13 protein-coding genes are annotated in these 12425 nt (G+C 75.2%); 10 read left to right on the top strand and 3 right to left on the bottom strand.

The window, feature by feature from the left end; all coding sequences use genetic code 11:
* Nucleotides 1-236 precede the first annotated feature (236 nt).
* The gene (locus GJV82_RS16205) at nt 237-1553 is read left to right on the top strand and encodes a UDP-glucose dehydrogenase family protein (RefSeq protein ID WP_115942487.1); all 1317 of its coding nucleotides are present in this window, start codon (nt 237-239) and stop codon (nt 1551-1553) included.
* A complete protein-coding gene (locus tag GJV82_RS16200; RefSeq protein WP_115942488.1) occupies nt 1550-2125 on the top strand; it encodes a CAP domain-containing protein in 576 nt (191 codons plus the stop codon). Before GJV82_RS16205 ends, GJV82_RS16200 begins: the two co-directional genes overlap by 4 nt.
* Before the next feature lie 156 nt (nt 2126-2281).
* On the opposite strand, the gene GJV82_RS16195 is transcribed toward GJV82_RS16200, so the two are convergent.
* Genes GJV82_RS16195 through GJV82_RS16185 form a run of 3 tightly spaced genes read right to left on the bottom strand, consistent with a single transcriptional unit; the run spans nt 2282 to nt 4189 of the window.
* The gene (locus tag GJV82_RS16195) at nt 2282-3370 is read right to left on the bottom strand and encodes a hypothetical protein (RefSeq protein ID WP_115942489.1); all 1089 of its coding nucleotides are present in this window, start codon (nt 3368-3370) and stop codon (nt 2282-2284) included.
* Nucleotides 3367-3768 (bottom strand): hypothetical protein, encoded by a 402-nt coding sequence (locus tag GJV82_RS16190; protein WP_115942490.1) that lies wholly within the window; start codon nt 3766-3768, stop codon nt 3367-3369. The genes GJV82_RS16195 and GJV82_RS16190 overlap by 4 nt, the downstream gene beginning before the upstream one ends.
* Nucleotides 3761-4189, bottom strand: coding sequence for an XRE family transcriptional regulator (locus GJV82_RS16185; protein ID WP_115942491.1), 429 nt, complete (start codon nt 4187-4189; stop codon nt 3761-3763). Before GJV82_RS16185 ends, GJV82_RS16190 begins: the two co-directional genes overlap by 8 nt.
* Nucleotides 4190-4511: 322 nt before the next feature.
* Here GJV82_RS16185 and thrS point away from each other — a divergent pair, with 322 nt between their 5' ends.
* From thrS to GJV82_RS16145, 8 genes are all read left to right on the top strand, one after another.
* Entirely contained in the window at nt 4512-6539 is a 2028-nt protein-coding gene (gene thrS, locus GJV82_RS16180) for a threonine--tRNA ligase (protein ID WP_024839585.1), read from the top strand.
* A 49-nt stretch (nt 6540-6588) separates the two neighbouring features.
* On the top strand, nt 6589-7176 hold the full coding sequence (locus tag GJV82_RS16175; protein WP_034603596.1) for an HIT family protein: 588 nt from the start codon (nt 6589-6591) through the stop codon (nt 7174-7176).
* Nucleotides 7176-7838 carry a phosphatidylinositol phosphate synthase gene (gene pgsA, locus GJV82_RS16170; RefSeq protein WP_024839587.1) on the top strand — a complete coding sequence of 221 codons (663 nt, stop codon included), beginning with the start codon at nt 7176-7178 and terminating at the stop codon, nt 7836-7838. Before GJV82_RS16175 ends, pgsA begins: the two co-directional genes overlap by 1 nt.
* A complete protein-coding gene (locus GJV82_RS16165; RefSeq protein WP_024839588.1) occupies nt 7838-8818 on the top strand; it encodes a phosphatidylinositol mannoside acyltransferase in 981 nt (326 codons plus the stop codon). The genes pgsA and GJV82_RS16165 overlap by 1 nt, the downstream gene beginning before the upstream one ends.
* 2 nt (nt 8819-8820) lie before the next feature.
* Complete coding sequence (locus GJV82_RS16160) at nt 8821-10026, top strand: glycosyltransferase family 4 protein (protein ID WP_179151479.1); 1206 nt, start codon at nt 8821-8823, stop codon at nt 10024-10026.
* Nucleotides 10023-10673 carry a hypothetical protein gene (locus tag GJV82_RS16155; RefSeq protein WP_024839590.1) on the top strand — a complete coding sequence of 217 codons (651 nt, stop codon included), beginning with the start codon at nt 10023-10025 and terminating at the stop codon, nt 10671-10673. Before GJV82_RS16160 ends, GJV82_RS16155 begins: the two co-directional genes overlap by 4 nt.
* 180 nt (nt 10674-10853) lie before the next feature.
* Nucleotides 10854-11798, top strand: coding sequence for a pyridoxal 5'-phosphate synthase lyase subunit PdxS (pdxS, locus tag GJV82_RS16150; protein ID WP_024839591.1), 945 nt, complete (start codon nt 10854-10856; stop codon nt 11796-11798).
* A gap of 61 nt (nt 11799-11859) precedes the next feature.
* Complete coding sequence (locus GJV82_RS16145) at nt 11860-12423, top strand: NUDIX hydrolase (RefSeq protein ID WP_024839592.1); 564 nt, start codon at nt 11860-11862, stop codon at nt 12421-12423.
* Nucleotides 12424-12425 lie beyond the last annotated feature (2 nt).

Raw genomic sequence — 12425 nt, 5'->3', positions numbered from 1 at the left:
CGGGGGACGCGGCCACCGTGCCCGCACCGCCCGACGCGGCCGGGGCGCCGAGCGCCCGGGCGCGGACGGGAGCGCGCGGCGAGACCGTCGCCGTCCTGCCCCCGCCGCCGCCCGCCGCGCTCGAGGAGACCGCGTCGTTCGACGACGCGGTGCTGCCGCGCGAGCGGAGATGACCCGCGCGCCCGGCCCGCGGGCCGGGCGCGCGAACCGGTGATGACGAGCAGGGGGACGAGCACATGAGGATCTCGGTGATCGGCTGCGGGTACCTGGGCGCCGTGCACGCGGCGTGCCTGGCGAGCCTGGGCCACGACGTCGTGGGCGTGGACGTCGACGCGCGCAAGGTTGAGGCGCTGCGCGCGGGGCGCGCGCCGTTCTACGAGCCCGGGCTCGACGACCTCCTCGCCGACGTCGGCGCGACCGGACGCCTGACCTTCACGACCGACGTCGCGCGCGCGGCCGACGCGGACGTGCACTTCCTGTGCGTCGGCACGCCCCAGCGCGCCGACTCCTACGCCGCCGACCTCACGTACGTCGACGCGGCGTTCCGGGCGCTCGTCCCGCACCTCGGCCCCGACGCGGTCGTGGCCGGCAAGTCGACCGTCCCGGTGGGCACCGCGGCGCGACTCGCGGGCGAGCTCGCCGCGGCGCGCCCCACGGCGACGCTCGTCTGGAACCCCGAGTTCCTGCGCGAGGGCTTCGCCGTCCAGGACACGCTGCACCCCGACCGCCTCGTCTACGGCGTCCCCGACGACGCGCACGGCGCACGCGCCGTCGACGCGCTCGACGCCGTCTACGCGGAGGCGCTCGCGGACGGCACGCCACGGCTCGTCGTCGACCGCGCGACGGCCGAGCTCGTCAAGGTCGCCGCGAACTCGTTCCTCGCGACGAAGATCTCCTTCATCAACGCGATGGCGGAGCTGTGCGAGGTCGCGGGCGGCGACGTCACGCGCCTCGCCGACGCGATCGGGCTCGACGAGCGGATCGGGCGGCGGTTCCTCAACGCGGGCCTCGGGTTCGGCGGGGGCTGCCTGCCCAAGGACATCCGCGCGTTCATGGCGCGCGCCGAGGAGCTGCACGCCGACCCGGCCGTGAGCTTCCTGCGCGAGGTCGACTCGATCAACCTGCGCCGCCGCGAGCGCATGGTCGACCTCACGGTCGGCGTGCTCGACGGCCGCCCGCTCGCCGGCGCACGCGTCGCGGTCCTCGGCGCCGCGTTCAAGCCCGACAGCGACGACGTGCGCGACTCCCCGGCCCTGGACGTCGCCCAGCGTCTGCACCAGCGCAGCGCGCGCGTCGTCGTCACCGACCCGCGCGCGCTCGCGAACGCGCGGTCCAAGGCGCCGCACCTCGGGTACGCCGAGACCGTCGAGGAGGCGGTCGACGGGGTCGACGCCGTGCTCGTGCTCACCGAGTGGCGCGAGTACCGCGAGCTCGACCCGGGCAAGCTCTACGGCCTCGTCGCCGCGCCGCGCGTCGTCGACGGGCGCAACGCGCTCGACGCCGCGGCGTGGCGCGAGGCGGGCTGGACGTACCGCGCGCTCGGGCGCCAGTGACCGCGCGCCCGCGCCGCCGACCCGCCGCGGTCGTCGCGGGGGTCGTGGCGGCGCTCGCGCTGGTCGCGTGCATGCCGGACGGCGGCGGGACGGACGACGGCGCGTCCGGCCCTGGCGCGCGGTCCGCGCCCGCGACGGCGGGGGAGGCAGCGGAGGGCACGGGGCCGGCGGACGACACGGGGGCGGCTGATGCGGACCCGGCGGACTACGCCGCGCGGCTCGTCGCGCGGACGCAGGAGGTCCGGGACGAGGCGGGGGTCCCGCGGCTCGAGGAGAGCGCGTGCGCTCAGGACGCGGCCCGGGCCCGCGCGGCGGCGCTCGTCGGGGCCCCGCTCGAGCACGCGCCGCTCGACGACGTCGTCGCGACGTGCGCGCCCGCGGGCGGCACGGCCGCGGAGAACCTCAGCCGCGCCGCCGCCGGCCCGGCGGACGTGGTCGACGCGTGGATGGGGTCCCACGGGCACCGGGCGAACCTGCTCGACCCCGCGCTCACGGCCGTCGGCGTCGCGTGCGCGCCCGACCCCGGCGAGGGCGATGGAGCGCTCGTGTGCGCGCAGGTCTTCCTGGGCTGAGCGCACGCCTCGTGATGCCCGCCAACCGTTGAGATTTCAACTGCGAGGCATGTTGCGCCGCCGGTCGTCTGTCTGTAGGTTGAGGCCCGCCGGCCGAGGCTCGGCGCGGGGCCAAGCGCGCAGGGGGAGCTTGGCGTCGGGTCCCGGCGGCGACGATCACACCCCCGCGAGGACGCGGGTCGACTCCTCCAGGCTCGTCCGGTCGCGCAGCGCGCGCCCGAGCCGCCGCAGCGCGTCGTCGTCCGCGAGCAGCCCCGACCAGTCGTCCGGGTCGGCGCTCGGCGCGTCCCCCCGGGCCCGCCGCGTCGCGGCCACGTGCAGCTGGTAGGCGAGGATCACCTCGCGCGGGCTCCCCGGGACGGCGATGCGCACGTGGTCCACGTCGTCGCGCCGCGAGTGCAGCGCGAGCGCCGTCAGCCCGTCGAAGATCTCGATGGTGCGGTGGTACTCGTCGACGGCGGCGCTCGACCCGAGCGACCCGCCCTCGCCGACGGCCGCCACGAGGAACGCGTGCAGGTGGTGCAGGTCGCGGCGCCGCTCCCGGGCGAACGCCGCGGACGAGGCGAGCTGGCCGACGATCCCGACCGTCAGCAGGACGCTCGCCGCGAGCACGAGGTAGCGCGTGCGCACGCCGAGCACGAGGTAGGGCTCGGTGCTCCCCGGCTCGTGCAGGAGCATCGCGACGAAGCTCACGACCGCCCACGCCACCGCGACGACCGCGCCCGCGGCCGCGAGGTCCATGCCCCAGCGCAGCCGCAGCGGGCGCCGCGACCGCGTGCGGACGCACGACACCGCGAACGTCGCCGTCGCCGTGACGAACGTCCCGTAGTACAGCGCCCAGTACCCCCACATGAGCGGGCGGTCGCGGACCTGGGCGTCGAGGTCGTGCGTCGTCCAGGGCCCGCTCGCCACCGCGACGGCGACCATCGCGGCGCCCACCGCGGCGGCCGCGAGCGCGACGTGCCGCGTGCGCGGGGCGCGCCCCGTCGTCGCGCTGTACGCCCACACGCCGACGAACAGGCAGCCGGTGACGAGCGCGACGTGCTTGGCGACCTCGTGCGTGCCGGCGGGCGCGTGCGCCTTGAGCAGCTCGGCGACCACGGGGACCCGCAGCGCGGAGGCGAGCGCGACGAAGCCCAGGCCGACGGGCAGCGACACGTCGGCGCTCGTGCGCGCGCGCAGGCCCGTCCAGGCCGCCGCGGCGGCGAACAGCGCGACCGCGAGCACCCCGGCGGCGTGGCTCACCGGTAGAGCTCCAGGGACGTCAGCCGCGAGGCCGAGCTGCCGTGCGACGCGATGGAGATCATCAGCTCGCTCGCGAGCCGCTCGACGCGCCGCTCCGCCGGGTCGTCATACCCGTCGCGGCACGCGCCGGCGGGCGGCGGGCCCGACGCGGCGGCGTCCAGGACGTGCACGAGCTCGTGCGCGACGACGTGGTCGCGGTGCTGCCCGGGCAGCGTCTGACGCGCGTCGACGAGGACGAGGTCACGGTCCGGGAACGCGAGCCAGAGCCCGGTCACCCCGGGTCCGAGGTCGCCCTCGACGACCTCCAGGGGACGGCCGCGGACCGCGGCGACCAGGCGGCACGCCTCCTCGATGCTGCGCGCGCGGTCGAGACCCGCGCCGCGCAGGAGGTCATCCACGGTCGTCCTCGACGGGCGGCAGGTGCTCGAGGCGCCGCACGCGGTCCACGATCTCGATGATCGCGCGCACGTTCTCGGGCGACAGGCCCTGCGCGCGCAGCGCGAACTGCTCGACGCCCTCGTCCGCGAGCGCCGCCCGCAGCCGCGCGTCCGGCGCCTCGTCAGGGTCGACGAGGCTCCCGGTGCTCACGCGGAAGAACGCCGCGATGCCCTCGACGACGCGCAGGCTCGGCGACGAGCGGTGCCCGCCGCGCAGCGCGCTGAGGTACGCCTCGTTGATGGAGTAGCCCTGCTCGGTCATCCACTGGGCGGCCTCGCGGTTGGTCACGGGGCGGCCGCCGCGCCCGCGCGCGAAGAGCTCGTTGAGCCGTCGGCGGAAGACCCGCGCGGTCCGCTCGCCGGGTGCCACGTCGTCGTCCATGGCGATGATTGTGACAGGCCGCGGAGCGGGCGGGGCGCCCGGTCCGGGCCGGTGCTCGCGTCGCGACGCACGCGAGCTCGTGGCCGACGATCGGATCGACCACGTGGCGGAGAGGATCCGGTCCGTCGCGCCGGGCTCGGTCGACCCGCACGTCGACGCCCTCGCCGAGAAGGCCGAGGAGGCCGACGACCGACCTCCGGGTCGGTACGATCGAGGGGCGCCGTCCACGACGGCGCCCTTCGTGCTGTCGGGCAGCGCCCGCCGGCCGCAGGACCGAACCGGGCGCCGCGCGCGCCTCCCGCCAGCAGAACGGAGCACGGACGTGTCTGACGTCGTCTCGACACCCCTCACCATCACCCTCGACGCCGAGGAGACCACGGTGACGGCGGGCACGACGGGCACGGAGCTGTTCGCGTCGCGTCGCGACGTCGTCGTGATCCGCGTGAACGGCGTGCTCAAGGACCTCGACACCCCGGTCGCGGACGGCGACGTCGTCGAGGGCGTGACGATCGACTCGCCCGACGGCCTCGCGGTGCTGCGCCACTCGGCCGCGCACGTGCTGGCCCAGGCCGTGCAGCAGGTCAACCCCGACGCGAAGCTGGGCATCGGCCCGCCGATCACGGACGGGTTCTACTACGACTTCGACGTGGACACGCCGTTCACGCCCGAGGACCTCAAGGCGCTCGACAAGGCGATGTCGCGCATCGTCAAGGAGGGGCAGACCTTCCGCCGCCGCGTCGTGACGGAGGACGAGGCGCGCGCCGAGCTCGCCCACGAGCCGTACAAGCTCGAGCTCATCGGGCTCAAGGGCGGGGCGGCGGACGACACCGAGGGCGCGAGCGTCGAGGTCGGCGGCGGCGAGCTGACGATCTATGACAACGTGCGCGGCGCCGGTCGCGAGAGCGAGACCGTGGTGTGGAAGGACCTGTGCCGCGGCCCGCACCTGCCGAGCACGCGCCTCATCGGCAACGGGTTCCAGCTCATGCGCTCGGCCGCGGCGTACTGGCGCGGGAGCGAGAAGAACCCGCAGCTGCAGCGCATCTACGGCACGGCGTGGCCCACGAAGGACGAGCTCAAGGCGTACCTCGACCGCCTCGCCGAGGCCGAGCGCCGCGACCACCGGCGCCTGGGCAACGAGCTCGACCTGTTCTCCTTCCCGGAGGAGATCGGCTCGGGCCTGCCCGTGTTCCACCCGAACGGCGCGACGATCCGCATGGAGATGGAGGAGTACTCCCGCAAGCGGCACGTGGAGGCGGGCTACTCGTTCGTCAGCACGCCGCACATCACCAAGGCGAACCTGTTCCACACGTCGCGCCACCTCGACTGGTACGCGGACGGGATGTACCCGCCCATGCACCTCGACGAGGAGCTCGACGACGAGGGCAACGTCAAGCGCGCCGGCCAGGACTACTACCTCAAGCCGATGAACTGCCCGATGCACAACCTCGTGTACCGCTCGCGCGGGCGCTCCTACCGCGAGCTGCCGCTGCGGCTGTTCGAGTTCGGGACGGTGTACCGGTACGAGAAGTCGGGCGTCGTGCACGGCCTCACCCGTGCGCGCGGCTTCACGCAGGACGACGCGCACATCTACACCACGCGCGAGCAGATGCGCGACGAGCTGAGCTCGCTGCTGTCGTTCGTGCTCGACCTGCTGCGCGACTACGGGCTCGACGACTTCTACCTGGAGCTGTCGACGCGCGACCCCGAGAAGTCGGTCGGCGACGACGCCACGTGGGAGGAGGCGACCGAGGTCCTGCGCCAGGTCGCCACGGAGTCGGGCCTCGAGCTCGTCGCCGACCCGGGCGGCGCGGCGTTCTACGGCCCGAAGATCTCGGTCCAGGCGAAGGACGCGATCGGGCGCACGTGGCAGCTCTCGACGATCCAGCTCGACTTCTTCGAGCCGGAGCTGTTCGAGCTCGAGTACACCGCGTCCGACGGCTCGCGGCAGCGCCCGGTCATGATCCACCGCGCGCTGTTCGGCTCGATCGAGCGGTTCTTCGGCATCCTCGTCGAGCACTACGCGGGCGCGTTCCCGGCGTGGCTCGCGCCCGTGCAGGTCGTCGCCGTCCCGGTCGCGGAGCCGTTCAACGACTACGTCGCGGACGTCGTCGCGCAGCTCAAGGCGCAGGGGATCCGCGCGGAGGTCGACTACTCCGACGACCGGTTCGGCAAGAAGATCCGCAACGCGAGCACGCGCAAGGTGCCGTTCGTCCTCATCGCGGGCGGCGAGGACGCCGAGGCCGGCGCCGTGTCGTTCCGCTACCGCGACGGCCGCCAGGACAACGGCGTGCCCGTCGCCGAGGCGGTCGAGCGGATCGTCGCCGCCGTCCGCGACCGCGTCCAGGTCTGACCGCGTGAGCGACGAGCGCGCGGGGGTGCCCGGCGCGGCCGACGAGGCCGTGCCGGGCGCCGGCGACCCCGACACGACGGTCGAGTCCCCGGACGACCACCCCGGGTTCGACGACGGCCTCGACCGGCTCTGGACGCCGCACCGCATGGTGTACATCGGCGGGCAGGACAAGCCCGCGGACGACTCGCGCGGGCAGTGCCCGTTCTGCCGCATCCCGGACCGCTCCGACGAGGACGGGCTGGTCGTCGCGCGCGGCGGGACGGCGTACGTCGTGCTCAACCTCTACCCGTACAACCCGGGCCACCTCATGGTCGTGCCGTACCGGCACGTGTCCGACTACACGGACCTCACCGAGGCGGAGACGGTCGAGGTCGCGCACCTCACGCAGACCGCGATGCGCGTCGTGCGCGCGGTCTCGGGGCCCGACGGGTTCAACCTCGGGATGAACCAGGGCGCCGTCGCGGGCGCGGGCATCGCGGCGCACCTGCACCAGCACGTGGTGCCGCGGTGGGCGGGCGACGCGAACTTCCTGCCGATCGTCGCGCAGACCAAGGCCGTGCCCGAGCTGCTCGGCGACACGCGCGCGCGGCTCGCCGCCGCGTGGCCCGGCCGTGCCGCCGAGGCGGGGGAGGCCTGATGTTCGGACGCCTGCGCGCGCTCACCACGCGCCTGTTCACCCCGCTCGCCGCGCTCCTCATCCGCCTCGGCGTGAGCCCGGACGCGGTGACGGTCGCCGGGACCGTGGGCGTCGTCGTCGGCGCCCTGTGGCTGTTCCCGACGGGGCACCTGTTCGCCGGGGTCATGGTCGTCATGGTCTGCGCGTTCGCCGACGTGCTCGACGGCGTCATGGCCCGCCGGGCCGGACGCTCCGGCCCGTGGGGCGCGTTCCTCGACTCGACGCTCGACCGGCTCGCGGACGCGGCCGTGTTCGTCGGCCTCACCCTGTGGTTCGTCCGCGCCGAGGACCCCCGGCTCACGCCCGACCTCGCGGCGTGGGGGACGGGCGTCGCGGTCGCGTGCCTCGCGCTCGGGGCCGTCGTGCCGTACGCGCGCGCCCGTGCCGAGAGCGTCGGCATGACGGCGCAGGTCGGGATCGCCGAGCGCGCCGACCGGCTCGTCGCGGCGCTCGTCGCCGCGGGGATCGTCGGGCTCGGCGTCCCGCCCGTCGTGCTCGTCGTCGTCCTCGGGCTGCTCGCGGTCGCGAGCGCCGTGACGATCGTGCAGCGCGTCGCGACGGTGCGCCGCCAGGCGCTCGCGCTGGTCGCCGCCCACCCCGACGAGAAGGAGGACGGTCGCTGATGGCCCTCGACGCCGGCAGGGCGTTCACGTTCGCCTGGCGCCACGCGCGCAAGGTCCCCGAGCCCGTCCTGCGCGGGCTGTTCAGCGCGATCGCCGACGTGGCGTGGCTCGCGCACGGCGGGGGAGTGCGTCAGCTCGAGCGCAACCTCGCGCGCGTCCGGCCGGACCTGTCGCCGCGCGCGCTGCGCCGCCTCTCGCGCGCGGGCATGCGCTCGTACATGCGCTACTACCGCGAGGCGTTCGCGCTCCCGGCCTGGTCGCCGGAGCGTGTCCGGGCCCGCGTGCGCGTGGAGGGCCTCGACAACCTCGCGTCGCACCTCGACGGCGACCGGAGCCCGGTGCTCGCCCTGTCGCACCAGGGCAACTGGGACCTCGCGGGCGCGTACGCGACGCCGAACATCGCGCCCGTGCTCACCGTCGCGGAGCGGCTGAAGCCCGACGAGCTCTTCGAGGAGTTCCTCGCGTTCCGCACGTCGCTCGGGCTGGAGATCCTCGCGCTGGGCGACGGCGACGTCTTCCGCGACCTCGTGCGCGGCGCGGGCCGTCCGGGCCGGATCATCCCGCTGCTCGCCGACCGCGACCTCACCCACCGCGGTGTCGAGGTCGACCTCTTCGGCCGCCGCGCGCGCGTCGCCGCCGGGCCCGCGGCCCTCGCGGTGAGCACCGGGGCGCCGCTCGTCCCGGCGGGGATCTGGTACGAGCGGCTGCGGGGCGCACGACGACGCGCGGCGGGCTCCCCGTGGGGGCTCGTCATCCGGTTCTTCCCCCGCGTGCAGATCGCGCAGGGCGTCCCGCGCTCCGAGCAGGTCGCGCTCGCGACCCAGGGCTGGGTCGACGCGCTGAGCGTCGCGATCCGCGAGCACCCCGAGGACTGGCACATGCTCCAGAAGGTGTTCGTCGACGACCTCGACCCCGAGCGCTACGCGCGCACGCGGTCGGCCGCGGGCGAGGAGCCGGCGGACGCGGGGCGGGTCGCATGAGCCTGCGCGTGGGCATCGTGTGCCCGTACTCGTTCGACGCGCCCGGCGGCGTGCAGTTCCACGTGCGCGACCTCGCCGAGGCCCTCATGGCCCGGGGCCACGAGGTCTCCGTGCTCGCCCCGGCCGACGACGACACGCCCGTCCCCGACTACCTGACCTCCGCCGGGGGTGCGGTCCCGGTGCGCTACAACGGCTCCGTCGCGCGGCTGACGTTCGGGCCGCGCACCGCGGGCCGCGTGCGCCGCTGGCTCGACGCCGGGCGCTTCGACGTCCTCCACCTGCACGAGCCCGTGACGCCCTCGCTGAGCATGCTCGCGCTGTGGATCGCGCAGGGCCCGATCGTCGCGACGTTCCACACGTCGCTCGTGCGCTCGCGCGCGCTGCAGGTCGCCTACCCGCTGGTGCGGCAGAGCCTCGAGAAGATCGACGCGCGCATCGCCGTGTCGGAGGACGCGCGGCGCACGCTCGTCGACCACCTGGGCGGCGACGCCGTCGTCATCCCGAACGGCGTGTACGTCGACACGTTCGCGGGTGCCGCGCCGAGCCCGGCGTGGCAGGGCACGCCCGACGCGCCGACGATCGCGTTCCTCGGGCGCCTCGACGAGCCGCGCAAGGGGCTGCCCGTGCTCACCGCCGCGATCCCGGAGATCCTGCGGCACGTGCCGGGGGCGCGCTTCCTCGTCGCGGGCCGCGGCGACGACGGCCGCGACGCGGCGGTCGAGGCCCTCGGCGAGCACGCGGCGTCGGTCGAGTTCCTCGGCGGCGTGAGCGACGAGGACAAGGCGAGCCTGCTCGCGTCCGCCGACCTCTACATCGCGCCGCAGACCGGCGGCGAGAGCTTCGGCATCGTGCTCGTCGAGGCGATGAGCGCGGGCGCGTGCGTCGTCGCGAGCGACCTCGGCGCGTTCCGCCGCGTCCTCGACGACGGGGCGGCCGGCGTCCTGTTCCCGGTCGGCGACCCCGCGGCGCTCGCCCGCGCGGTCGTCGACGTCCTGGCCGACCCGGAGCGCCGCGCCGTGCACCGCGAGCGCGCCGCCGAGTTCGTGCGCCGCTTCGACTGGTCCGCCGTCACCGACCAGGTGCTCGCCGTCTACGACACCGTGCTCGCGGCGTCCGAGGCCGTGATCCCCGTCCACGAGGACCCGCGCTCGCGGCGCGGCGGACGCCTCCTGGGCCGGGCGCGCGACGAGGAGGTGGGTCGCCCGTGACCTGGTCCGAGACCGCCGTCCTCGCGCTCGTCCTCGCCGCGCTCGTCGCGTGGCTCCTGTGGGTCGCCGCGTCGCGGCTCGACCGCCTGCACCGCAAGGTCATGGCCTCGCGGCTCGCGCTCGACGCCCAGCTCGTGCGCCGCGCGTCCGCCGCCGTCGACCTCGCCGTCTCGGGCGAGCTCGACCCCGCCAGCTCGGTGCTCGTCGCCGAGGCCGCGCACGCGGTCCTCGACGACGACGCGGACGCGCGCCGTCTCGCCGACCAGGTGCCCGGCCTCGTCGCGCCCGACGGCGCGCCCCCGCGCCGCCTCCTCGGGGGCATGGCCTCCTCGCGCGCGCTCGCGGAGAGCGACCTCACGGCGACGCTGCGCTCGGCGCTCGAGGACGCCGACGACGTCGCCGACCTGCGCGCCGCGCCCGTCGCCGACGAGCTGCTCGACACCCTGTCCGCCGCGTGGTACCGCGCGCAGCTCGCGCGCCGGTTCCACAACGAGGCGGTCGCCCAGGCGCAGCGCGTGCGCCGCAAGTGGTGGGTCCGCCTGTTCCACCTCGCGGGGCACGCGCCGATGCCCGCCACGGTCGAGCTCGACGACGCCGCACCCGACGCGCTCGTCCGGCCCGCCGCGTCGGCGCCCACGCCCGACTGAGCCGACCGGAGGCCGACCGCTCCGGTGTCGTGCCCCGCGTGGGCGTCCGCGCCGGCCCGGGAGGGTGGACGTCCCGGCGATAGGATGGGGAGGGCGTGGGAGCATGTGCCGTCGAGCATGTTCGACGGCGTCCGCGCGCGTGCGCGCGACGTTCCCCTGAAGCGAAGGTGTGAGGTACCGGTGACCAACGTGGCCGACCAGAACGTCCCTGCCGAGAGCGCTCCGGGCGCCGCGACCGCGGAGGGTGCCGTCGGCACCGCCAAGGTCAAGCGCGGCATGGCGGAGATGCTCAAGGGCGGCGTCATCATGGACGTCGTCACGCCCGAGCAGGCGAAGATCGCCGAGGACGCCGGCGCGGTCGCCGTCATGGCGCTCGAGCGCGTCCCCGCGGACATCCGCGCTCAGGGCGGCGTCTCGCGCATGTCGGACCCGGACATGATCGACGGCATCATCGAGGCCGTGTCGATCCCCGTCATGGCGAAGGCGCGCATCGGCCACTTCGTCGAGGCGCAGGTGCTCCAGTCGCTCGGTGTCGACTACGTCGACGAGTCCGAGGTGCTCACGCCCGCGGACTACGCGAACCACATCGACAAGTGGCAGTTCACCGTCCCGTTCGTGTGCGGGGCCACGAACCTCGGCGAGGCGCTGCGCCGCATCACCGAGGGCGCGGCGATGATCCGCTCCAAGGGCGAGGCCGGCACGGGCGACGTCTCCAACGCCACCACGCACATGCGCACCATCCGCGCGGAGATCCGCCGCCTCACGTCGCTGCCCGAGGACGAGCTGTTCGTCGCGGCCAAGGAGCTCCAGGCGCCGTACGAGCTCGTCAAGGAGGTCGCCGCGACCGGCAAGCTGCCCGTCGTCATGTTCACCGCCGGCGGCATCGCGACGCCCGCCGACGCCGCGATGATGATGCAGCTCGGCGCCGAGGGCGTGTTCGTCGGGTCCGGCATCTTCAAGTCGGGCAACCCGGCCCAGCGCGCGTCGGCGATCGTCAAGGCCACGACCTTCTACGACGACCCCGACGTCATCGCCAAGGTCTCGCGCGGGCTCGGCGAGGCGATGGTCGGCATCAACGTCGACGACATCCCGGTGCCGCACCGCCTGGCCGAGCGCGGCTGGTGACCGGCCGCCGGGTGCGCACCACCGTCCGTCGCCAGGCCGTCGTCGGACGGCCGACGCCTGCATGAGCGAGGCTGCCGGAGCGCCGTCGTCCCTGGGCCCCGACTGGGTGCTCGGGGACGACGGCCTCTACTTCCGCCGCGGCGCGCGCGTGCTGCTGCTCGACGACGCGGACCGGCTCCTGCTCGTGCGCGGGCACGACCTCGACCAGCCCGAGCGCTCGTGGTGGTTCACCGTGGGCGGGGGAGTCGACCCGGGCGAGAGCGACCTCGACGCGGCCGTGCGCGAGGTGCGCGAGGAGACGGGGATCGTCCTCGACCCGGCCACCGTCGTCGGACCCGTCTACACGCGCAGCGCGATCTTCGACTTCTACCGCCAGCACTGCCGCCAGGACGAGGTGCTCTACCTCGCGCGCGTGCCGGGCCACGTCGCGGCGTCGGGGCTCAGCCGGGACGGCTGGACCGACGTCGAGCTCGACGTCGTCGACGAGATGCGCTGGTGGTCCCTCGACGACCTGCGGCGCGTCGAGATCGAGGTGTTCCCCGCGGGCCTCGCGGACCTCGTCTCGCCGCTCCTGCGCGGTTGGGACGGCGTGACGCGCCACCTCGGGACGGCGCACGAGGACTGAGC

This window comes from Cellulosimicrobium composti, from assembly GCF_009711085.1.
GTDB classification, from domain to species: domain Bacteria; phylum Actinomycetota; class Actinomycetes; order Actinomycetales; family Cellulomonadaceae; genus Cellulosimicrobium; species Cellulosimicrobium composti.
Note: the sequence above shows the minus strand (reverse complement) of the source record. Positions and strands in the feature narration are given on the sequence as shown.